The sequence below is a fragment of the Variovorax sp. UMC13 genome (assembly GCF_014170375.1).
GTDB lineage: Bacteria > Pseudomonadota > Gammaproteobacteria > Burkholderiales > Burkholderiaceae_C > Variovorax.
On sequence record NZ_LZZW01000036.1, the window covers coordinates 1 to 22,431 of the forward strand.

Here is a 22,431-nt window from a genome sequence, read left to right on the forward strand (position 1 = left end):
GCATGTAGAGCGCCCAGCCCATGAGGCCGAGCAGGATCACCAGGCCGCCGACGAGGCGCTGGAGCCAGACCGTGCCGGTGTCGGCCCCGGCCGATGCCTCCAGCGCGGCCGGCCGCGACGGCACGACGTGCGAGGCATCGAGCGGGCCGTCGGGCGGCGCAGGCGCAGCGGCGTCGCCGATCGAGGGCTCGGCGCCCAGCCGGGCGGCGCACGCCACGCAGAAGCGGGCGTTCGCAGGGTTGACCCGGCCGCAGGCCGCGCACACGGTCGTCGAGGACGTGGGGTTGGACATAGCACTGCACTTTGCACGAAAGCGCCCGCCGGGAGTGCCGGCAGCAGGTTTCCACATGTTGCCGCGGTCCGGCGATGCACGGCCGCCGTGCCCGTCGGGCCATGGCCTCCTGCGCCCCCTGCGGCTAAGATCGCTCGCCGCGAGGGCTGCCCGACCGCCGGTTCATCGACAAATGGCACGGACGTTGCGATGCGCCTGTGGTGCGGCCGAGGCCACTGCCGCGCGTGAATGTCGTGGGCCATTTTCCGCGGTCGATTGCACAGAAACTCATCACCAAGCGGGGTGTCGGTTGTGTCGATATTCGTTACCAACCCGTTCCTGTTCTACGGGATCCTGTTCAGCGGCCTGGTTCTGGGCTTCGGCTTCGTGGAGCTGCGTTGGGGGGCGCGGCCCATGCCACGGCGCGCCATCGTGCTGCGCGACGTGCTCGCCGCCCTGTTCTATGTCGCCGTCGTGGCCCAGGCGGCGCATTTCCTCAATCGGTGGATCGGCCTGCGCGGACCCTGGCCCGCCTTGCTGGGCGAATGGCCGCTGTGGCCGCGGCTGCTGCTGTACCTGGTGGTGGCCGATTTCGGCGCCTACTGGATGCACCGGCTGGTCCACCTCCCCTGGCTCTGGCGGGTGCACCGCTGGCATCACATGCCGGACCGCGTGTACTGGCTGTCCGGCACCCGCGGTTCGATCCTGCAGCAGACGCTGTTCAACCTGCCCTACATCTTTGCCAGCCCCTTGATCGACGTCTCGCCCTGGTGGATTGCGAGCGGCCTGTTCGTCATGAGCGCCGTGACGAACTCCTGGATGCACATGAACGTGCGTTGGCAGCTGGGCGCGCTCGAATGGCTGATCGTCACGCCGCGCAGCCATGAGATCCACCACAGCAAGCAGCCGGCACACTACCAGCGCAACTTCGGCGTGCTGTTGTCCGTGTGGGACAGGATGTTCGGCACCTTCCGCTCGCCCAAGGAGATCGACGCACCGACGCTCGAATTCGGCGTGGCCGAAAAGGTCCCTCTGGCCCGTCTGACGATCGGACTCTGAGCGCGGCACGGTTCCTTGTGCCGCGCGCGATTCGGCCCCTGGACCCCGAACGGGCTCAGGCGATGGACGCCGAGGCCACCGCCGCCGCCGGTTGCTTGCGGTCCCGCAGGAAGGCGAACACGGCCAGGGCCGTCAGCACGGTCACCGCCGCCAGCACGCACAGCAGCGTCGAGAAGGCTGCGCCGTAGGCCTGCAGCAGCGCGCTTCGACCCAGGCCCGGCAGCAGCGCCAAGGCCTGCGACAGGTCACCGGTGGTCACGCGTTGCGCAGCCTGCGAGGCGGCCAGCGCGCCGTGGCCCGTGAGGCCCAACTGCCGCGCCACCAGCGCCGTCAGCCCCGCGCCGACCAGCGCCAGCGCGATGCCCTCGCCGGCCACGCGCACGGTGTTGAAGATGCCCGAGGCCATGCCGGCGCGCTCGCGCGGCACCACGCTCACCGCCAGGCCGTCCATCAGGCCCCAGGGCAGGCCGATGCCCGCGCCGATCAGCAGCAGCGGCCCCACCATGCCGGGCAGCGGCGTGCCCGGCGCGCAGCGGCTGAGCCAGAACAGGCCGGCCGCACACATCAGCAGGCCCAGCGCCGACAGCAGGCCGGCCGGATGGCGCTGCGCGAGCCAGGCCGCCAGCGTCGGCACCACCAGGATCGGCCCCGACAGCGCGAACATGAAGCCCCCCGCCTCCAGCGCGCTGCGTCCTTCGAGCCCAATGAAGCGCAAGGGCAGCAGCACCAGCAGCACCACGAAGCCATAGGCCGGTGCCGCGGCCAGCAGCTGCACGCCGACGAAACGCGGGAAGCGGAACAGCGACAGGTCGAGCATCGGGTGCGCGACGCGCCGCTCGATGGCGACGAACACCGCGCCCATCAGCGCCGCAGCGGCCAGCGCACCGAGCACCCACGGGCTGCCCCAGCCGCTGTCGGGCGCCTGCAGCACGCCCAGGGTGAGCAGGCTCAGCGCGGCGGTGAAGCTCAGCGCGCCCGGCAGGTCCAGGCCTTGGGCCTGCGGGTTGCGCGACTCGCGCATGCCGGGCGCGGCGATGTACAGCGCCAGCAGGCTGACCGCCCCCGGGCTCAGCATCACGGCCTGCCAGCCGAAGCTCTGGGCCAGCCAGCCCGAGAGGATCGAACCGCAGGACAGCCCGACGCCGAAGGAGGTGCCGATCAGGCTGAAGGCGCGCGTGCGCGCCGGCCCGTCGAACACCTGCGCCAGCGCGGCCGTGCCGGCCGCGAAGCCGGCCGCCGAACCCAGCCCCTGCAGCGCACGCACCAGGTCGAAGGCCACGATGCCCGGCGCCCAGGTCAGCATCGAACAGCTGAGCGCCACCACCGCCAGCCCCAGCAGGAAGACCCGCTTGCGCCCGAAGGCATCGGCCAGCGCGCCGGCCGCCAGCAAGGTGGCGCCGAAGCTCAGCATGAAGGCGTTGGTGACCCAGTTGAGCTGCACCGGACTGCCGCCCAGCGCGGCATGGATGGCGGGCAGCACGACGGCCGGGCCGGTGAAGCTCAGCGGCATGCCCAGTGCCGCGAGGCAGACGGCGGCCAGCAGCCAGGCCCTGGAGGCCGGGGAAGAAGACGGGGAAGACATCGCAGAGGCTTTCACGCGGAGACGGAATGAGGGCATCGAAACGCCCAGGCGGGGCGTGGGGAGAAGATAGAAAGGATTCAATGCAATGAAAATAGCCGCCCGATTCCTCACACCCCCAACCTCAGGTTGCCAATCTCCTCACCCCCATGGACAGCTTCAGCGGACTCGAATCCTTCGTGCGGGCGGCCGACCTGCTGAGCTTCGCGGGCGCCGGCCGGCAGCTGGGCATCTCGGCCTCGGCCGTGGGCAAGAACGTGGCGCGGCTCGAGGCGCAGCTGGGCCTGCGCCTGTTCCACCGCACCACACGCCAGGTGCGGCTCACGACCGAAGGCGCGCTGTTCCATGAACGCTGCCGCCGCATCCTCGACGAGCTCGACGATGCGCGCGCGATGATGCAGGACGCGGTCGCCACGCCGCGCGGCCACCTGCGCGTGAGCCTGCCGACCATCGGCTACCGCTTCCTGCTGCCGGTGCTGCCGGAGTTCAAGGCCCGCTATCCCGACATCGAGCTCGACCTCGACTTCAACGACCGGCTGGTCGACGTGATCGCCGAGAACGTCGACGTGGCGATCCGCAGCGGCGAGCTGGTCGACTCCGGCCTGGTGGCGCGCCGGCTCGGCCCCTTCAACTTCGTGCTGGTGGCCTCGCCCGCCTACCTGGCGCGCGTCGGCGTGCCGCGGACGCCGGCCGATCTGGCGCAGCACTTCTGCCTGCGCTACAAGTTCGTGACCGACGGCCGGATCGAGGAATGGGACCTGGCCGGCCTGCCCGCGCAGCTGCCGCTGTGCCTGGCGACCAACAATATGGAGGCCATGCTCGGCGCCGCGGTGGCCGGCCTGGGCGTGGCCTACATGCCCGACTTCCTGGCGCGCGATGCGCTGGGCCGCGGCGAGCTGCAGTGCGTGCTGGGCGCGCACGTGGTGCGCCAGGGCCAGTTCTCGGCGCTCTGGGCATCGAGCCGGCAGCTGTCGCCCAAGGTGCGGGCCTTCGTCGACTTCGCGTGCGAGCGGCTGTTCAATGAGGCCGATGCGCCCGCCCGGCCGGCTCAGGCCGGCGCGTAGTCGGTCGAAGCCGCCACCTCGGCCCATTCGGCGGTCTCGCGCTCGAGGTAGGCGATCTTCTCGCCGATGGCCTGGAGCGTGTCGGTGCCCAGCGGCAGGCGCATCGGCGGCGTCGGCGAGGCGACCAGCGCCAGCACGGCCTGCGCCAGCTTCTGCGGATCGCCCGGCTGGTTCAGGCTGATCGCGCGCGCGGCCGCGCGCACCTGGCCCGCCGTGCCTTCGTAGTCGGCGATCAGGCGCGGCGACACGGTGAGCGAGGTGCTTTCCAGGAACTCGGTGCGGAAATAGCCGGGCTCGACCGCAGTGACGTGGATGCCCAGCGGCGCGAGCTCGTGGTGCAGCGCCTCGTTGAGCCCCTCGACCGCGAACTTGGTCGAGCAGTAGATGCCGAAGCCCGGGCCCGAGCGCTGGCCGCCGACCGAGGACAGGTTGAGGATGTGGCCGCTGCGCCGCGCGCGCATCGCGGGCAGCACGGCGCGCGTGACGTTCAGCAGGCCGAACACGTTGGTCTCGTAGAGCTTGCGCACCTCGTCGGCCGTGGCCTCCTCGACCGCGCCCAGCAGGCCGAAGCCGGCGTTGTTGACCAGCACGTCGATGCGGCCGAAGCGCGCCAGCGCGGCCTCGACGGCCTGCGCGATCTGCGCCTCGTCGGTGACGTCGAGCGACACGCCCAAAAGCGCCGGATGCTCGCCGAAACGCTGGGCGATGGAGGCCGCGTCGCGCGCCGTGGCGACCACGGCATCGCCATGGGCGAGCGCGGCTTCGGCCATGCGGGCGCCCAGGCCGCGCGAGGCGCCGGTGATCAGCCAGACGCGCGGGAATCCGGCGGGGATGGAAGCAGGGGTGGCGGTCATGTCGGGTCTTTCAGGAAGGTTGCGATGAGGCCAATGTAGGTTCCCGATCCGCATCCGAATAGCCCACATTCCTTGGCTTCATTCACAAGACAATCGTGATAATCCAGCTATGGCCTTCAACGAACTGCGCGCGATCTCCACCTTCATCCAGGCCGCCGAGCTGGGCAGCCTGCGCCAGGCCGCTGCCGCGCAGGCGATCACGCCGCAGGCCGCGAGCCAGGCGCTGGCGCAGCTCGAATCGCACCTGGGCGTGCGGCTGTTCCACCGCACCACGCGCAAGCTGAGCCTGACCGAGGAATGCAGCCAGTTCCTCGAGGCCGCGCAGCCCGGCCTGAGCACCTTGCAACGGGCGCTGCAGGGCGCGCGCCGCGGGCGCGAGGAGATCGCCGGGCCGCTGCGCATCGTGGCGCCGCGCGCGACCATGCTGCGCATCCTGTGGCCGGTGCTCGAGGCCTTCTGCCGCCGACATCCGCGGATCGAGCCCGACGTGCAGCTCGACGACCGGGTCGGCAACTGGGTCGAGGAGCGGGTCGACATCGGCTTTCGCGTGGGCAGCGCGCCCCAGGACGGGCTGATCGCGCGCCGCCTCATGCCGGTGCAGCTGGTGGTGTGCGCCGCGCCGGCCTATCTCGCGCGCTTCGGCACGCCCACGCACATCGACGACCTGGCCAGGCACCGCTGCAGCGGCTTCAGGCACCCGGCCACGGGCAAGGTGATGCCCTGGGAATTCAAGGTCGGCGAGGAGATCGTGTCACGTGATCTGGCACCGGTGTTCTGCACCAACGACATCGACCTCGAGGCCCAGGCCGTGGTGGCCGGGGAAGCGATCGGGCAGCTGGTGGGCGCGACCGCGGTGCCGCTGATCCGCTCGGGCCAGCTGCTGCCGCTGCTGACCGACCACGTCACCGAGCACCTGGGGCTGTACGTCTACTACGGCAGCCGGGTGGCGCAGCCGGCGCGGGTGCGGGCCTTCATCGACCTCGCGGCGGAGATGCTGGGCGACAACGAGGACTTCGTGCTCACGCCGCGCGACCTGGCGAAGGCGCCGCGGCGGCGCAAGCCGTCGGCGGCGCGCTGAGCGGGGTCCCTTATCCCATGCGCCCGTCGGCCGGCCGCAGCACCTGGCCCTTGAGCGTGACCGGCTTGCCGATGGGCGGCGCGGTACGCGTCTCGACCGTGCGCAGCGCGCCGTTGTCCATGCGCACGCGCACCTGGTAGAAGGTCTCGGTGCGGGTGCGCTTCTCGATCTCGTTGCCCGCATAGCCGCCGCCGACCGCGCCGATCACCGTGGCGGCGGTGCGTCCGCCGCCATGGCCGAACTGGTTGCCGACCACGCCGCCCAGCACGCCGCCAGCCACGGCACCCACGCCGGTGGCCGGTGCCGCGCGCTTCACGACCTGCACCGATTCGACCCGGCCGCACACGCTGCAGGCCGGCGCGGCGGGACGCGCGGCGGGCGCGCCGTTGCCGGCCACGGCCGCCGGCGGCGCGACCTGCGCGGCCGGTGCCGGCGCCTGGACGGGCGCCGGTGCGGTGACGGCCGCCGGCGGTACCGCGGCGAGCGGTGACGGGGGCGGGGTGCCGTCGTCCGGCGCATGCAGCGGCTGTGTGGCGGCCGTCGGCGGGGCGCCGGCATTGCGTCCGCCCTGCTGGTAGAGCAGCGTGCCGCCAAGCGCGGCGACGGCGACGGCCAGGGCGCCGATCACGCCCCAGAGCGCCTTGGGCGCGCTGGAACGCGGCGCTGTTTCCGGCACCGATGGGGAGGAAGAAAAGCTGTCCATCGCGCGTGTCCTTTGCTGCGCGCCGCCAACGGCGCGACAGCGCCAGCATGGACGCATCCGCGCGCGCGGCGCGTCAGCCGGCGCTTGCAAGCCCCGTCGGAACAGGGCTCAGAGATTGGGCGCGAGCAGGCGCTCGAGTTCGCTCTCGGGCTGGCCGCGGCGCGCGGCCTGGTCGGCCAGCTGGTCGTGGCCGATCTTGCCGACGTTGAAGTAGACCGCCTGCGGATGGCTCAGCTGGAAGCCGCTCACGCTGGCGGCCGGCGTCATCGCCAGGCTCTCGGTCAGCGTCATGCCGATGTCGGCGCACTGCATCACCTCGAACATCGCGCGCTTGACGCTGTGGTCCGGGCAGGCCGGGTAGCCGGGCGCGGGGCGGATGCCGCGGTACTTCTCGGCGATCATGTCCTCGTTGCTCAGCGCTTCGTCGGCCGCATAGCCCCAGAGGTCGGTGCGCACGCGGTGGTGCAGCGATTCGGCGAAGGCCTCGGCCAGCCGGTCGGCCAGGGCCTTGAGCATGATGGCCGAGTAGTCGTCGAGGTCGTCGACGAAGTACTTCTCCTTCTTCTCCACGCCCAGGCCCGCGGTGACGGCGAACATGCCCACGTAGTCCTTCAGGCCGCTCTCCTTGGGCGCGACGAAGTCGGCCAGGCAGCGGCTGGGGCGCATCACGCCGTCGATCACCTGCTTCTCGGTCTGCTGGCGCATGCCGTACCAGGTGAGTGCGACTTCGCTGCGCGTCTCGTCGGTGTAGAGCTCGATATCGTCGTCGTTGACGGTGTTGGCCGGCCAGAAGCCGACGATGCCGCTCGCGCTGAGCCAGCGGCCTTCGATGAGGCGCTTCAGCATGCGCTGTCCGTCTGCATAGACGCGCACGGCTTCGGTGCCGACGATCTCGTCCTTCAGGATCGCGGGGAAGGCCCCGGCCAGGTCCCAGGTCTGGAAGAAGGGGCCCCAGTCGATGTACTTGGCGAGTTCGGTCAGGTCGTAGTTCTTGAACACGCGGCGGCCGATGAACTTGGGCACGGGCGGCGTGTAGTGCGACCAGTCGATCGGCGTCTTGTTGGCCCGCACCTTGGCCAGCGGCCACAGCGGCACCTGCTTCTTGTTGGCGTGCTGGTGGCGCACCTTGTCGTAGTCGGCGTTGAGCTCGTCGATGTACTTCGACGCCTGGTCGGACAGCAGCGACTGCGCCACGCTCACGCTGCGCGAGGCGTCGGGCACGTAGACGACCGGGCCTTCGTAGTGCGGCGCGATCTTCACCGCGGTGTGCACGCGGCTGGTGGTGGCGCCGCCGATCATCAGCGGGATCTTCTTGATGCGGAAATGGTCGTCGCGCTGCATCTCGCCTGCCACGTACTGCATCTCTTCCAGGCTGGGCGTGATCAGGCCCGACAGGCCCACGATGTCCGCGCCCTCGACCTTGGCGCGCGCCAGGATCTCGTGGCACGGGACCATCACGCCCATGTTCACGACTTCGAAGTTGTTGCACTGGAGCACGACGGTGACGATGTTCTTGCCGATGTCGTGCACGTCGCCCTTGACCGTCGCGATGATGATCTTGCCCTTGGTGCGCACGTCGCGGCCGGCTGCTTCGTCGCGCAGCTTCTCTTCCTCGATGTAGGGCAGCAGGTGGGCCACGGCCTGCTTCATCACGCGGGCCGACTTCACCACCTGCGGCAGGAACATCTTGCCGGCGCCGAACAGGTCGCCGACCACGTTCATGCCGTCCATCAGCGGGCCTTCGATCACGTGCAGCGGGCGGCCGCCCTTGGCCAGGATCTCGCGGTAGGCCTCCTCGGTGTCCTCGACGATGAAGTCGGTGATGCCGTGCACCAGCGCATGGCTCAGGCGCGCGCCGACCGTGACCGGCGCCTCGGGCGTGCCGCGCCAGTCGTTGCGCTTGCTCTCGTCCTTGGCGCCGCTCTTGGCGGTCTCGGCGACTTCGACCAGGCGCTCGCCGGCGTCGGGGCGGCGGTTGAGGATCACGTCCTCCACGCGCTCGCGCAGCACCGGCTCGAGGTCGTCGTAGACGCCGACCATGCCGGCGTTGACGATGCCCATGTCCATGCCGGCCTTGATCGCGTGGTACAGGAACACGGTGTGGATGGCTTCGCGCACCGGGTCGTTGCCGCGGAAGCTGAAGCTCACGTTCGACACCCCGCCCGACACCTTGGCGCCGGGCAGGTTCTGCTTGATCCAGCGCGTGGCCTCGATGAAGTCGACCGCGTAGTTGTTGTGTTCCTCGATGCCGGTGGCGACCGCGAAGATGTTGGGGTCGAAGATGATGTCCTCGGCCGGGAAGTCGATCTCGTCGACCAGGATGCGGTAGGCGCGCTCGCAGATCTCGATCTTGCGTTCGTAGGTGTCGGCCTGGCCCTTCTCGTCGAAGGCCATCACGACCGCGGCGGCGCCGTAGCGGCGCAGCAGCTTGGCATGGTGGCGGAACTGGTCCTCGCCCTCCTTCATGCTGATCGAGTTCACGATGCCCTTGCCCTGGATGCAGCGCAGGCCGGCCTCGATCACTTCCCACTTGGAGCTGTCGACCATGATCGGCACGCGCGCGATGTCGGGCTCCGAGGCGATCAGGTTGAGGAAGCGCACCATCGCGGCCTTGCTGTCGAGCATGGCCTCGTCCATGTTGATGTCGATCACCTGCGCGCCGTTCTCGACCTGCTGGCGCGCGACCGCCAGGGCCTCCTCGAACTGGCCGTTGAGGATCATCCGCGCGAAGGCCTTGGAACCGGTGACGTTGGTGCGCTCGCCGATGTTGACGAACAGCGTGCCGTCGCCGATCAGCACGGGCTCGAGGCCCGACAGCTTCATCGGGGGAACGGTTTCGGCGGCAGCGGCGGACGGGGAAGGAGCGGACATGGAACTCACCTGGATGCACAAGGTTCAGGTGAGCGTCGTTGCGGGGACAGACCCGAGCCTGGCGGGGCTGTGAAGCCGGCCGCTGCAACGCTCCTCGGGGGTGGGGATTTTAGGCGGGATTCGTGTTGGGAGGCGGATGAGGGGCTTGCCAAGGTGTGGGCGGTGTTCAGGGGGTGCATCGGGCGAGGGGCGTCGGCGGACGGCATGCCTTTGGGCGGCAGACGCCTGCGGTCCTTCGGACTTCGCTGCTGCTCCTCGCGCCGGGCGGGGTCCGCGCAAACTCGCTGCGCTCAAACATGCGCGGCCCTGATCCGCCCGCCGCTGCGGTGCTCGCCGCAGGCTCGACAGCCGCCCAAAGGCATGCCGCCCACCGACGTGGACGCGCGCGTGGTGCACTCTTCTTTTCCCTCTCCCAGAGGGAGAGGGAGAAACACCTCAAGCCGCTGCAGGCTCCCCGGCTCGCACCGTCGTCAACGCAAACGGCGGCAGCCCCTGCAGCAGCCGTTGCCCGTAGGAGGTGCGCACCAGCCGGCGGTCGTAGCAGTAGACGCTGGCCCGGTCGTCCTCGCTGCGGATCGCGCGGCCCACCCATTGCGCCAGGCGGATCGCGGTGGCGGGCACCACCAGCTCGGTGAAGGGGTCGCGGCCCACGGTGCGCAGCCATTCGGCGCGCGCCTCGCCCACCGGGTCGTCGGGCGGCGCGAAGGGCAACTTGGCGATGAACACCGATTCGCACAGCTTGCCCGGCAGGTCCAGCCCTTCCCCGAAGGACTGCATGCCGAAGATGACCGAGGGCAGGCCCTCGCCCACGCGGTGGCGGTGCGTGGCCAGCAGCTGCTGGCGCGGCAGGGCCGTCTGCAGCAGCACGCGCGGGCGCAGCGCCGCGGGCAGCGCCTCGACCGCCAGCCGCAGCTGCTCGCGCGAGGTGAACAGCACCAGCGCGCCGTGCCGCACCTCGGCCAGGTCGCGCACCAGGGCCTGCACCATCTCGGCGACGTAGCCGGCGGCGTCACGCGGGTCGGCCCGGGTCTCGACCGCGATCAGCCGGCCCTGCGCCGCGTAGTCGAAGGGGCTGGGCACCTCCAGCGTGGTCGCGGCCTCGTCGCCGTGCAGGCCCGATTCGCGCAAAAAGAAATCGAAGCGCCCGCAACTCGTCAGCGTGGCCGAGGTCAGCACCGCGCCGCGCACCTTGTTCCAGAGCTGGTGGCGCAGCGTGGCGCCCGGCAGCAGCGGGCTCGCGTGCGCCTGCAGCACCTCGCGGTCGCCGTAGACCTCGAGCGTGAACCACTTGGCGGCCGGCACCGCGTCGGGCGCGGCGTCGCGCAGCAGCAGTTGGGCGGTGTCGAGCATCTGCTCCAGGCGCGGCGCCAGCGCGCCGAGCTGGGCATACATCGCCGACAGCTTGCGCGCCATGGCGGGCTGCTCGCGCATCTCGGCGCGCAGGGCGTTGGCGATCACGCGCAGCGCCTCCAGGAAGCCCGAGGCGTGATGCGCCACCCGGCCCAGCGGGCCCTGCAGCACCTCGGGCAGCGCGCCCAGCGGCAGCCGGGCCCGCGCGGGGCCGCGCGCGGCCGGGCCGTCGAGGCCGGCGCGCAGGGTGTCGCCGTACAGGTCCATCACCAGCCGCTCGGTGTCCTGCAGCGCCTGGCGCATCTGCGCCGCATGGGTCGGGATGTCGGCCACCTCGGTCACCTCGAAGCGCACGCCCACGCGCACCGCCCGCCGGGCCAGCCGCTCGGCCCAGGCGTGCTGGCCCAGGTCCATGCGGCAGCCGAACTGGGCCAGCGCGGTGGCGGGCAGGTGATGGGCCTCGTCGAGCACCAGCAGCGAGTTGTCGAGTTCGGGCAGCTGCCGGTTGCCCAGCGAGGCGAGCAGCAGGTCATGGTTGACCACGATGACCTGCGCGCCGACCAGCGCCTTGCGGCGCTCGTAGTAGACGCACTGGCTGAACGAGGGGCAGTGCTTGCCGCTGCACGAGGCGGCATCGGCCGCCATCGGCAGCCAGGCCTCGGCGGCGGGGGGCGTGTCCAGCGTGTCGCGGTCGCCGTCCCAGGCACCGGTCGACAGGGTGTGCGCGATGCCGGAGTAGAACTTGAGCCGCGCCTCGACCTCGTGCGCCGGGCGGGTGGCGCGGGCCGCGGCTTCGCTGGCCTGTTCGTCGGCGAACAGGTCGTAGCCGCCCTCCTCCTCGTCTTCCTCGTCCAGTTCGCCGGCCATGCCGGTCAGGCGCTCGAGCTTCTGCTGGCACACGTAGCGGCCCCGGCCCTTGGCCAGCGCGAAGCGGAAGGGCTGCGGCAGCAGCGCCGCCAGCGCGGGCAGGTCCTTGTGGACCAGTTGCTCCTGCAGCGCCACGGTGGCGGTGGAGATCACGACGCGGGTGTTGCGCGCCAGCGCGAGCGCGATGGCCGGTGCGCAGTAGGCCAGCGACTTGCCGACGCCGGTGCCGGCCTGGATCACCGCGATGGCGCGCACCGGCGGGGCCGCCTCCTCGTCATCGACCTTGCCCAGCGTGGCGGCGCCCAGCGTGTTCGCCACCTGCTCGGCCATGCGCCGCTGGCCTTCGCGGCCACGAAAACCCTCGCTGGCCTGGACCACCGCATCGAACGCCTGCAGGGCGGACGCGGCCCATTCCAAAGAAGACATGCAGCGAGTGTGCACGACCCGCGCGCTTCGGCGCGGCGGGCCGTTCCGGCAGCCTCAGGCCGGTTGCGGCGCGCCCTTGGGGTCGACGGCCGAGGCCGGCAGGCCGAAGATGGCGTCGAAGGCCCAGTTGAAGACGAAGGTGTAGACCAGGAAGAAGACCACCAGGCCCAGGTCCATCACCAGCGCGGCCCAGAGGCTGATGTCCAGCCACCAGGCGATGGCCGGCACCAGGAAGGCGATCAGGCCGCCCTCGAAGCCGATGGCATGGGCGATGCGGCGGCGCAGGCTGCGGCCGCGCACGGCCTGGCGCGACTCCCAGCGCTCGAACAGCCAGTTGAACGTCAGGTTCCAGCACACCGCGATGGCCGAGGCGATGACCGACAGCACGCTCGAATGCGCCAGGCCCTGGCCCGACATCAGGGCCAGGCCGATGCTGGCCGCCACGATGGCGATGCCTTCGTAGAGGGTGATGTAGACGACGCGGCGCTTGAGCCCTTGCATGAGAAACCTCGAATAGAAACGGTGAACAGGTCTGGACTTTATGTGTCTCTTGCTGATATATAAAGTCATCTTCTATCAATTCAATTGACAGATCGGCCGCCCATGGCTTTTTCCTCCGACAACCTGCAGGTCTTCCTCGCGGTGCTCGACCACGGCTCCTTCTCGGCCGCCGCGCGCTCGCTGGGCCGGGTGCCCTCGGCCGTCAGCATGGCGATCGCCGGGCTGGAAGCCGAACTCGACCTGCCCCTGTTCGACCGCAGCGGCCGCGAACCCAAACCGACCGCGGCGGCGCGCTCGCTGGAACCGCAGGCCCGCTTGCTGGCCGCGCAGTTCAAGCAGTTGGAGGTGCAGGCGCTGGCCCTGACACAGGGTCTGGAGAACCGGCTGACGCTGGCCATCGCGCCCGAGCTGCTGGCGGCCCCATGGAGCGGCGCGCTGGCCGCCCTGGCGCAGGAATACCCGCTGCTGGAAGTGGAGGTGCTGGCGGCGCCTCAGGCCGATGCGCTGGCGCTGCTGCATGCCGGACGGGCCCAGCTCGCGCTGGTGTTCGAGCGGCCCAGCCTCGACGGCCGCGAAGGTTTCCAGGAGGTGGCGAGCGACACCATGGTGGCGGTGATGGCACCCGACCATCCGGCGCTGGCCGCGGCCGGCGGGCGGCTGCGCGAGGAGCACCTGCACAACACGCGGCAGATCGTGGTGGCCGGCCGCGACCTCGCGACCAGCGACCCGCGCTTCGTCTTCGGCCGCCATGTCTGGCGCACCGACAACGCACTGGCTGCGCTGAGCCTGATCACCGCCGGCCTGGGTTGGGGCTGGCTGCCGCGCAACTTCGCCAAGCCGCACGTGGCGGCCGGCGCGCTGCTGGAGATCCCGTTCGAGAACCTGAGCAACGGGCTGGACCTGTGGGTCGACGTGGTGTGGTCGCGCGAGCGGCCGCTGGGGCTGGGCGCGCAGCGCTTCGTCGCGCTGATCGCGCGCGACAAAGGTGGCGAGGAGAAGGCTTAGCGCCCGTGGCGGCCCTCGCCGCCGCCGCCCCGGTGCTCGCCCCCGCCACGGTGCTCACCGCCGCGCCCCGGCCCCTGGGGCCGGCCGCCGCCTTCGCGCGGGCCGCGATCCGGACGGACAGCGCCTTGCGGCGGCTGCGGGCGCGGCCGGTCGGGCCTGAATTCAGGCCGCGGTCCCGGCGGTCGCACCGGGCGCACGCCCGGATCGGGCCGGGGCCGGAAGCCGTCGTCGCGCGGCGGCCGGAAACCCGGGCCGGGCGTGGGCCGCGGATCGGGACGCGGGCGGAAACCGGGGCCGGGACCGCCCGGGCCGCCGGGGCGCCAAGGGTTGGGCCGCCATTCGGGCCGCGGCGGCGGCGGCGGGCGCCAGCCCTGCACCGGCGGCGGCGGGCGCTGGCCCCACCAGCGGCGGTCGCCGTACCAGGGCCGGTCGCGGTAGTAGTTCGACCAGTAGCTGCCCAGCGTGAAGGCCACGATCGGCACGCCGATCACCGCGCCGTAGGTCGCGAGCGGCACGCGCTGCTGCTCGTAGGCGTAGTCGAGGCTGGGCGCGTAGACCCAGCCGCGCAGCCCGTCGGGCAGCACCACGTCGCACCAGCTGTAGCCGTTGGTGCAGCCCATCACGTCGACCGGCTGGCCGCCGCCCAGCGTGGCGACCACCGGGTAGTCGGGCGCGGGGCCGGCGCGCAGGTTCAGCGCGCCGCGGGTGAAGGCCTGCTGCGCGGCGGCCGCGAGCGGCAGAGAGAGGGCGATCGCGCCGATGCCGATCCAGCGCCAGGCAAGCTTGTTCATCATGTCGGGATTCCTTCCCGTGCAGGGTAGGCGCCGCGCCGAAGCCCTGTCAATCGGCCGAGGCGCCAACCGCCCGGCCCGCCGCGACCGGCCTCAGGCCGCTTCGCGGTAGAACAGCGTGCGGCCCGGCACCGGCGCCACGGCTTTGCCGATGGCCGCGATGTGGTCGGGCGTGGTGCCGCAGCAGCCGCCCACGATGTTCACCAGGCCGTCGGCCGCGAACTCGTGCAGCAGGCGCGAGGTGACGTCGGGCGTCTCGTCGAAGCCGGTGTCGCTCATCGGGTTGGGCAGGCCGGCGTTGGGGTAGCAGCTGATGAAGGTGTCCTCAGCCACGCGCGCCAGTTCCTGGATGTAGGGCCGCATCAGCGCCGCGCCCAGGGCGCAGTTGAGGCCGACCGCCAGCGGCCGCGCATGGCGCACGCTGTGCCAGAAGGCGGTGACCGTCTGGCCGCTGAGGATGCGGCCGGAGGCATCGGTCACGGTACCGCTGATCAGCAGTGGCAGCCGGTGGCCCGAGTTGTCGAAGTACTCGTCGACCGCGAACAGCGCGGCCTTGGCGTTGAGCGTGTCGAAGATGGTCTCGACCAGGATGACGTCGGCCCCGCCCTCGACCAGCGCCTCGGTCTGCTCGTAGTACGCCGCGCGCAGCGACTCGAAGTCGACGTTGCGCGCGCCGGGGTCGTTGACGTCGGGGCTGATGCTCGCGGTCTTGGGCGTCGGGCCCAGCGCGCCGGCCACGAAGCGCGGCTTGTCGGGCGTGCTGAACTTGTCGCAGGCCGCGCGCGCGAGCTTGGCGGACTCGAGGTTCATCTCGCGCGCCAGGTGCGCCATCTTGTAGTCCTCCTGCGCGATGGTGGTCGCGCCGAAGGTGTTGGTCTCGATCAGGTCGGCGCCGGCTGCAAGGTAGCCCTCGTGGATGTCGGAGATCACGTCGGGCCGCGTGAGCGAGAGCAACTCGTTGTTGCCCTTCACGTCGCGCTCGAAATCCTTGAAGCGCTCGCCGCGGTACTGCGCTTCCGTGAGCTTGAAGCGCTGGATCATCGTGCCCATGGCGCCATCGAGGATGGCGATGCGTTGGGCGAGGATGCCAGGCAAGGCCTGGCCACGGGTATAGACGACGGGCTTCATAGCCGCCGATTGTAGAAAGCGGCTAAAGAGCTTGCAGCACGGCGAGAAAGCGCGCGTTCTCCTCGGGCGTGCCGATCGAGACCCGGAGGAAGGTCTCGAAGCCCGGGTCCTTCCACGGCTTGACGATCACGCCCTGCGCCAGCAGCGCCTCGTTCACCGGGCCGTTGGGCCGGCCCAGGTCGAGGAACAGGAAGTTGGTGGCCGAGGGTGCGATGCGAAGACCCGGCAGTTTCAAGGCGCGCAGTTGCTCGGCCAGGACTTCGCGCCGCTGCACGGTCTGGGCCACTGCCTGCGCCATGAAGGCTTCGTCGCCCCAGGCCGCCAGCGCCGCGACCTGCGCCGCCTGGTTGACGTTGAAGGGCGTGCGCACGCGGTCGAGCAGCTGCACCAGCGCCGGGTCCGACGCGATGCCGTAGCCCACGCGCAGGCCCGCCAGGCCCCAGGCCTTGGAGAAGGTGCGCAGCACGATCCAGGGCTGCGCGCGGCCGCGCAGCAGCGCCAGCACGTCGGGATAGCCCGGCGCGAGGCGCGCATATTCCACGTAGGCCTCGTCGATCACCAACAGCGTGTTCGGCGGCGCCGCATCGAGCAGGCGCACGAAGTCGCCGGTGTCGAACATGCAACCGACCGGGTTCGAGGGGTTGGCGATGAAGGCGATCTTCGGGCCGCGCGCCAGCGCCGCGCACCAGGCGTCGACGTCGAACTCGAGCGATGGCGTGAGCGCCAGCAGCTCGACCTCGGCGCCCATCATCTTCGGGTAGATCTCGTGCAAGCCGAAGGCCGGGCGCTGCGTGAGCACGCGCTCGCCGGGCGAGAGGAAGGCCTGGCACAGCATCTGCAGGATGTCCTCGGAGCCGTTGCCGACCACGATGGCCTCGGGCGTGCAGCCGAGCCGCTGCGCGAGGGCCGCGCGCAACGCGGTGCAGTTCGCGTCCGGGTAGCTGCCGACCTGCACGGCCAGACCCGCCAGCGCCAGCCCGACCGCCGGGCTCGCGCCGAAGGGGTTCTCGTTGCTCGCGAGGCGCGCGATGTCGGCCACGCCGTAGCGCGCACGCACCGCAGCGGAAGACAGGCCGGCGTTGTAGACCGGCAGCGGCGGCACTTCGGGCCGCGCGAAGGCATGGAGGGCGGGAGCGTTCATCGGAGATCGAAGACCTTGCCGGGGTTGAGGAGGTGGAGGGGATCGAGCGCCTGCTTGATGGCGCGCATCGCGGCCAGCTCGGCCGGTGTGCGGCTGGCGCCCAGCCAGGGCTTCTTGTGCGTGCCGATGCCGTGCTCGGCCGACACGCTGCCGCCGCAGGCGGCGACCTGTTCGTAGACGATGCGCTCGACGCCGGCTTCGTCGCCGTCGACGGTGCTGGCATCGGTGGAGATGTGCAGGTTGCTGTCGCCCACGTGGCCGAAGAACAGCGACACGTTGGCGGGCCAGCGCGCGTCGAGCGCGGCCCGGCAGGCTTCGGCGAAGCGGCCGATCCCGGCCATCGGCAGGCTCACGTCGAAGTTGATCGGCGGGTGCATGTTCGCCGGCAGCTCGGCCGTGGCCTCGCGGATCTTCCACAGCGCGCGGGCCTGCGCCTGCGATTGCGCGACGACCGCATCGCGCGCCTCGCCGGCTTCCATCGATTCGCCCAGCACTTCCTCGAGGGCCGTGCGCAGGCTTTCTTCGTCCGCGCCCGTCACGTCGACCAATGCGGCGAAGGCGTGCGTCGCATCGAAGGGCTCGCGCAGCGACTGCCATTGCAGCGACGCGGCCACGAAGTCGCGCCACATCAGCTCGAAGGCCGCGACCGCACCCGGGAAGCGCACCTGCAGACGGCGCAGCAAGGCCAGCGCCTCGTCGAAGCCGGCGAGCGCCGCCAGCACCGTGGCCCTGGCGCGAGGAGCCGGATGCAGGCGCAGCACCGCGCGCGTGATCACGCCCAGCGTGCCTTCGGCGCCGATGAAGAACTGCTTGAGGTCGTAGCCGGTGTTGTTCTTGATCATCGGCCGCAGCATCGGCAGCAGCGTGCCGTCGGCCAGCACCACCTCCAGGCCCAGGGTCTGCTCGCGCATCATCCCGAACTGCAGCACGCCGTTGCCGCCGGCATTGGTCGCGAGGTTGCCGCCGATCTGGCAGGAGCCGCGCGCGCCGAGGTCGACGCCGAACTGCAGGCCGTGCGCGGCGGCCGCTTCCTGCACCGCCTGCAGCGTGGCACCGGCCTGCACCGTGACCGTGGACGCGGCCGTGTCGACGGCCTCGATCGCGTGCATGCGGTCGAGCGACAGCGCGATCGCGTCGGCGTTCGGCACGGCTGCACCGGCCAGGCCCGTGAGGCCGCCTTGCGGCACGACGGGCACGCGGTGCGCGCTGCACACGCGCAGCACGGCCGCGACCTGCTCGGTGCTGCGCGGGCGCACCAGCGCCAGCGGCTGCACCGGCGCGGCGCCGCTCCAGTCGGTGTGGTGGCGCGCGGGAATCGCCTCGCCGGTCTGCACCGCGTCGGCGCCGGCCGCGGCGACCAGCGCGTCGATGAAGGCCACGAACTCAGCCACGCGGCGTCTCGACGAAGGCCAGCACGGCCTCCAGCATGCGCCGCACATGCGGCTGCACACCGACAGCGACCTCGGGCAGGTAGTCGAAGGGCAGCGCCTCCTGCATGTAGCTCGACTGCGTCATCTCCAGCTGCACCGCATGCACGTTCTGCGCGGGCTGGCCATGATGGCGCGTGATGTAGCCGCCGGTGAAGCGGCCGTTGAGCACGCCGGTGTAGCCGGGCGCGTTCTCGGCGATGCCGCGCAGCGTCTGCGCGAGCGCGGGGTCGCAGCTCGTGCCCTTGCCGGTGCCCAGGTTCAGGTCGGGCAGCTTGCCCTCGAAGAAGCGCGGCAGCACCGAGCGGATCGAATGCGCATCCCACAGCGCGGCGATGCCGTGCCGCGCCTTGATGCGCGCCAGCTCCTCGCCGAGCTTGGCGTGGTACGGGTGCCAGATGGCGTCGCGGCGCGCGGCGATCTCGGCCTCGTCGGGCCCGTCGTCGGCGCTCGCATAGATCGGCGTGTCGTCGAAGGTGTCGACCGGGCACAGGCCGGTGACGCTCTGGCCCGGGTAGAGGCTGGCGCCGTCGGGCGCGCGGTTGAGGTCGATCACGTAGCGCGAGTGCGTGGCGACCAGCACCGAGGCGCCGAGCGCATCGGCGAAGTCGTAGAGGCGTTCGAGGTGCCAGTCGGTGTCGGGCACCTGGCGCGCCTCGTCGGTGAAGCGCGCGGCCAGCGCGGGCGGCACGTGCGTGCCGACATGCGGCATCGAGATCAGCAAGGGGCGCGTGCCCTGGCGGAAGCGGAAGGCGGATTCGGTGGTGTGGAAGCTCATGGCTGGTCCTCCTGAAGCAATTGGCGGCGCGCGGCGGCGAAGCCGGCGGTGGCGCTGTCGTGCAGCGGATGGCGGCCGGCCTGCACGCGCGGGCGGCCCGCGACCCAGACCGCATCGATGGCGTTGCTGCGGTGGCTCGCGAAGACGTGCGACGAGAGCATGGTGGGCGCATCGAGGCCCGCGAGCGCGGGGTGCGCCGCGTCGAGCACGCTGAAGTCGGCCTGCTGCCCGACCGCGAGGCCGCCCAGCGCACGGCCCGAGGCGCGCGCCCCGCCCTGCACGGCGGCCAGCGTCATGGCGGTGGCCACGTTCGGCTGCGCCGCTTCGGCCGCGACGTTGCGCCGGCGCGTGGCCAGGCGCTGGCTGTACTCGAGCATCAGCAGTTCTTCGGCCGCGTTGACACAGATGTGGCTGTCGGAGCCGACGCCCCACACGCCATCCGCGGCGCGCCAGGCGGGCAGGTCGAAAATGCCGTCGCCGAGGTTGGCCTCGGTGGTCGGGCACAGGCCCGCGACGGCACCGCTGGCGGCCGCGCGGCGGTACTCGTCGGCGTCCATGTGGGTGGCGTGCACCAGGCACCAGCGCGCGTCGACCGGCGCATGGTCGAGCAGCCAGGCGACCGGACGCTGCCCGCTCCAGGCGACGCAGTCGTCCACCTCCTGCGTCTGTTCGGCGATGTGGATGTGCACGGGCGCAGTGGCGTCGATGGCGTCGAGCCCGGCCAGCGCCTCACGCAGCGCATCGGGCGGCACTGCGCGCAGCGAGTGCGGCGCCAGGCCGAGGCGCGCGCCCTGGGCATCGCACAGCGGCTTGAGCTTTTCGAGCAGGCGCAGCATCGACTCGGTCGAACGGATGAAACGCCGCTGCCCATCGTTGGGCGGCTTGGCGCCGAAGCCGCTGGTCTGGTAGAGCACCGGCAGCAAGGTGAGGCCGATGCCCGCGCGTTGCGCGGCGCGCATCAGCGCATGGGCGAGTTCGGCATCGTCGGCATAGGGCCGGCCGTCGCCCTGGTGGTGCACGTAGTGGAACTCGCACACCGACGTGTAGCCGGCTTCGAGCATCTCGACATAGAGCCCGAGCGCGATCGCCTCGAGTTGCGCCGGGTCGAGCCGCAGCGCGAAGCGGTACATCAGCGTGCGCCAGCTCCAGAAGCTGTCGCTGGCCTCGGCCCCACGGAACTCGGTGAGGCCCGCGATGCCGCGCTGGAAGGCGTGCGAATGCAGGTTGGGGGTGCCGGGGATCAGCGGGCCCTGAGTCGTGGGCGCGGCGTCGGTGTCGGGCTCGACGTGGGTCAGTCGGCCCTGGTCGTTCCAGGCCAGGCGGACGTTGCGGGCCCAGCCGGTGGGGAGCAGGGCATGTGCTGCGATGAGGGAATGGGTCATGGGTGTCGTTGGAGAAGGGCGTCCTTCTTTCCCCTCTCTCTCTGGGAGAGGGCAGGGTGAGGGCATGGGCTGTAGATCGGTTGCGCGTCGTGCAAGGCTGACGCCCTCACCCCCGCCCTCTCCCAGAGGGAGAGGGCGCAAGACAAACCCAAGCTCGGCAGGCAGTGCGGGTCGGGCGATCCCCTCTGCGCCGCTGAGGAGCGCAGCCTTTCGCGGATCAGGGCTCGCGATTGTCTGAGCGAAGCGAGTTCGAGCGAGACCCCGCGAAAGGCGAGCACCGCAAGGGAGCCCGAAGGGCCGGTGCAGTGGGGTCGAACTGGCCGTACAGCCTGCCGGGCGCTTTGCCCACAGCCGACGATCACAGCACCACCCTCCCCTGCCGCACCACGCCGCGCACCGGCCGTTGCCCGAACCAGTAGGCCAGTTCCGCGGCCTCCTTCAGGTCCCACAGCACGAAGTTCGCCGGCATGCCGACGGCGATCGCGCCATGCGTTTTCTGCAGGCCCAAGGCACGCGCCGCGTGCACCGTGACGCCCGCGATGGCTTCGGGCACCGTCAGGCGGAACAGCGTGCAGGCCATGTTGACCATCAGCAGCAGGCTCAGCACGGGCGAGGTGCCGGGGTTGTGGTCGGTCGAGACGGCCATCGGCACGCCGGCCGCGCGCAACGCGGCGATCGGCGGCACCATGGTGTCGCGCAGCGTGTAAAACGCGCCGGGCAACAGCACCGCCACGGTGCCCGCTTCGCGCATCGCGTCGATGCCGGCCTGCGAGAGGTGTTCGATGTGGTCGCACGACAGCGCGCCGTAGCGCGCGGCCAATGCAGCACCGCCCATGTCCGACAGCTGCTCGGCATGGAGCTTGACCGGCAGGCCCAGGGCCTTGGCCGCCTGGAACACGCGCTCGGTTTCTTCCAGCGAGAACGCGATGCGCTCGCAGAACACGTCGACCGCATCGACCAGGCCTTCGGCGGCCAGTGCCGGCAACATCTCATGGCACACGAGGTCGATGTAGTCGCCGTTTCGCCCTGCGTACTCGGGCGGCAAGGCATGCGCACCGAGGAAGGTGGTGCGCACCGTCACGCAGTGTGCTTCGGCCAGGCGGCGCGCCACGCGCAGCTGCTTGCGTTCGTGCGCCAGCGCCAGTCCATAGCCCGACTTGACCTCGATCGCGCACACGCCTTCGGCCAGCAGCGATTGCAGCCGGTGCGATGCGCTCGCGAACAGTTCGTCCTCACTGGCCTCGCGCGTCGCGCGCACGCTGGAGACGATGCCGCCTCCCGCCCTGGCCACTTCCTCGTAGCTCGCACCCGCGAGCCGCATCGCGAACTCGTTGGCGCGCTGGCCACCGTAGACCAGGTGCGTGTGGCAATCGACGAGGCCCGGCGTGACCAACGCATCGCCGCCGTGGTGCACTGGCAGCGATGCGAATGTCGCGGGCAGGTCGGCACGCGGGCCGAACCACCGGACCGTTCCCTGTGCCACCACGATCGCGGCCTGCACGCTGGCATCGGACGCCAGCCGCAGATCGGTCCAGAGGCCGTCGGCCGAGGGCGAGACATCGAAGGCATTCATCGTCACGTCTCCTGGAGCTTCGTCTGAAAGCGCACGTCCACGAGGCGTGCGTCGTCGTCGAGGGGTGTCAGTGTCCACGCCATCACGGCATCGGCCCACCAGAGCCCCTCGCCGACGGCCAGTGCCTGATCGCCCGCCTGCCATCGGCCGCGCAGGCTCATCAGCAGCCCGCCCGATGCAACGGGCAGCGATTGCGCATCGGCCAGCACGCGCACCTCGGCCTCGCAACGCGCACGCCGGCTCATCACGTTGAAGTCGTTCGATGTGCCGCCGAGCAGCGCGCAATCGAGTGCGATGTCGCCGCTGAAAGCGAAAGGCGCAAAGGGCGTGTCGAGCCGGTGGTCGAGGCCGCTGTCGGCGGCATGCAGGCGCACACCATCGCCCTCGAGCAGCATGATCGTGCGGTCCACGCCCGCGAACACCGAGAACGGACCGCCGGCGGCGATGGTCGCGATGCTCACGCGCCAGTCGAAGGCTTCGAAGCCGGCGCCCGGCGGCCAGCTCGCGATCTCGTGCGTGCTGCCGCCGCCGTTCTTCCATGGTGTGGGCTGGAGTTGCGCGCGCGAGAAGCGTTGCATGGGCA

19 protein-coding genes and 1 riboswitch are annotated in these 22,431 nt (G+C 71.1%); of the genes, 4 read left to right on the forward strand and 15 right to left on the reverse strand.

All coding sequences use genetic code 11. From position 1 onward, the window contains the following. On the reverse strand, window positions 1-292 hold a 292-nt coding region (locus A9977_RS29580), incomplete at its 3' end, for a zinc ribbon domain-containing protein (protein ID WP_183028385.1). 291 nt (window positions 293-583) lie between these two features. On the opposite strand from A9977_RS29580, the gene A9977_RS29585 reads away from it, so the two are divergent. Then, window positions 584-1,330 carry a sterol desaturase family protein gene (locus tag A9977_RS29585; protein ID WP_183028386.1) on the forward strand — a complete coding sequence of 249 codons (747 nt, stop codon included), beginning with the start codon at window positions 584-586 and terminating at the stop codon, window positions 1,328-1,330. A 55-nt stretch (window positions 1,331-1,385) separates the two neighbouring features. On the opposite strand, the gene A9977_RS29590 is transcribed toward A9977_RS29585, so the two are convergent. Then, window positions 1,386-2,912, reverse strand: coding sequence for an MFS transporter (locus A9977_RS29590; RefSeq protein ID WP_183028387.1), 1,527 nt, complete (start codon window positions 2,910-2,912; stop codon window positions 1,386-1,388). A gap of 146 nt (window positions 2,913-3,058) precedes the next feature. Between A9977_RS29590 and A9977_RS29595 the strand changes: the two genes are divergently transcribed. Continuing rightward, window positions 3,059-3,973: a LysR family transcriptional regulator gene (locus A9977_RS29595; RefSeq protein ID WP_183028388.1), complete on the forward strand. Its 915-nt coding sequence runs from the start codon at window positions 3,059-3,061 to the stop codon at window positions 3,971-3,973. Here the strand turns inward: A9977_RS29595 and A9977_RS29600 are convergent. After that, entirely contained in the window at window positions 3,958-4,827 is an 870-nt protein-coding gene (locus tag A9977_RS29600; RefSeq protein ID WP_183028389.1) for an oxidoreductase, read from the reverse strand. The two genes, A9977_RS29595 and A9977_RS29600, sit on opposite strands and share 16 nt — an antisense overlap. 109 nt (window positions 4,828-4,936) lie before the next feature. Here A9977_RS29600 and A9977_RS29605 point away from each other — a divergent pair, with 109 nt between their 5' ends. Continuing rightward, entirely contained in the window at window positions 4,937-5,905 is a 969-nt protein-coding gene (locus tag A9977_RS29605) for a LysR family transcriptional regulator (RefSeq protein ID WP_183028390.1), read from the forward strand. 10 nt (window positions 5,906-5,915) lie between these two features. Here the strand turns inward: A9977_RS29605 and A9977_RS29610 are convergent, their stop codons facing one another. The 4 genes from A9977_RS29610 to A9977_RS29625 all read right to left on the reverse strand — a co-directional run bounded on the left by A9977_RS29610 (window position 5,916) and on the right by A9977_RS29625 (window position 12,623). After that, window positions 5,916-6,608 (reverse strand): glycine zipper 2TM domain-containing protein, encoded by a 693-nt coding sequence (locus tag A9977_RS29610; protein ID WP_183028391.1) that lies wholly within the window; start codon window positions 6,606-6,608, stop codon window positions 5,916-5,918. A 108-nt stretch (window positions 6,609-6,716) separates the two neighbouring features. Then, the gene (gene metH / locus A9977_RS29615) at window positions 6,717-9,479 is read right to left on the reverse strand and encodes a methionine synthase (protein WP_183028392.1); all 2,763 of its coding nucleotides are present in this window, start codon (window positions 9,477-9,479) and stop codon (window positions 6,717-6,719) included. Between the two features lie 23 nt (window positions 9,480-9,502). Continuing rightward, window positions 9,503-9,579: riboswitch (S-adenosyl-L-homocysteine riboswitch) on the reverse strand. Between the two features lie 335 nt (window positions 9,580-9,914). After that, window positions 9,915-12,122, reverse strand: a complete 2,208-nt coding sequence (gene dinG / locus A9977_RS29620) for an ATP-dependent DNA helicase DinG (RefSeq protein ID WP_183028393.1) — start codon at window positions 12,120-12,122, stop codon at window positions 9,915-9,917. Window positions 12,123-12,176: 54 nt separating this feature from the next. After that, entirely contained in the window at window positions 12,177-12,623 is a 447-nt protein-coding gene (locus A9977_RS29625; protein ID WP_183028394.1) for a PACE efflux transporter, read from the reverse strand. Window positions 12,624-12,725: 102 nt separating this feature from the next. Between A9977_RS29625 and A9977_RS29630 the strand changes: the two genes are divergently transcribed. Continuing rightward, entirely contained in the window at window positions 12,726-13,628 is a 903-nt protein-coding gene (locus A9977_RS29630; RefSeq protein WP_183028395.1) for a LysR family transcriptional regulator, read from the forward strand. On the opposite strand, the gene A9977_RS29635 is transcribed toward A9977_RS29630, so the two are convergent. The 8 genes from A9977_RS29635 to A9977_RS29670 all read right to left on the reverse strand — a co-directional run bounded on the left by A9977_RS29635 (window position 13,625) and on the right by A9977_RS29670 (window position 22,426). Next, complete coding sequence (locus A9977_RS29635) at window positions 13,625-14,422, reverse strand: SH3 domain-containing protein (protein WP_259652211.1); 798 nt, start codon at window positions 14,420-14,422, stop codon at window positions 13,625-13,627. The two genes, A9977_RS29630 and A9977_RS29635, sit on opposite strands and share 4 nt — an antisense overlap. Before the next feature lie 90 nt (window positions 14,423-14,512). Beyond that, window positions 14,513-15,547: a homocysteine S-methyltransferase family protein gene (locus A9977_RS29640; protein WP_183028396.1), complete on the reverse strand. Its 1,035-nt coding sequence runs from the start codon at window positions 15,545-15,547 to the stop codon at window positions 14,513-14,515. Window positions 15,548-15,569: 22 nt separating this feature from the next. Next, entirely contained in the window at window positions 15,570-16,688 is a 1,119-nt protein-coding gene (locus A9977_RS29645) for a histidinol-phosphate transaminase (protein WP_183028397.1), read from the reverse strand. Next, complete coding sequence (locus A9977_RS29650; protein WP_405054718.1) at window positions 16,685-18,079, reverse strand: FAD-binding oxidoreductase; 1,395 nt, start codon at window positions 18,077-18,079, stop codon at window positions 16,685-16,687. The genes A9977_RS29645 and A9977_RS29650 overlap by 4 nt, the downstream gene beginning before the upstream one ends. Next, entirely contained in the window at window positions 18,072-18,893 is an 822-nt protein-coding gene (gene hutG / locus A9977_RS29655; RefSeq protein WP_183028399.1) for an N-formylglutamate deformylase, read from the reverse strand. Before hutG ends, A9977_RS29650 begins: the two co-directional genes overlap by 8 nt. Next, a complete protein-coding gene (locus A9977_RS29660; protein ID WP_183028400.1) occupies window positions 18,890-20,275 on the reverse strand; it encodes a formimidoylglutamate deiminase in 1,386 nt (461 codons plus the stop codon). Before A9977_RS29660 ends, hutG begins: the two co-directional genes overlap by 4 nt. A 358-nt stretch (window positions 20,276-20,633) precedes the next feature. Then, entirely contained in the window at window positions 20,634-21,848 is a 1,215-nt protein-coding gene (gene hutI / locus A9977_RS29665; protein WP_183028401.1) for an imidazolonepropionase, read from the reverse strand. Window positions 21,849-21,850: 2 nt separating this feature from the next. Further along, a complete protein-coding gene (locus A9977_RS29670) occupies window positions 21,851-22,426 on the reverse strand; it encodes a HutD family protein (RefSeq protein WP_183028717.1) in 576 nt (191 codons plus the stop codon). Between the last annotated feature and the right edge of the window lie 5 nt (window positions 22,427-22,431).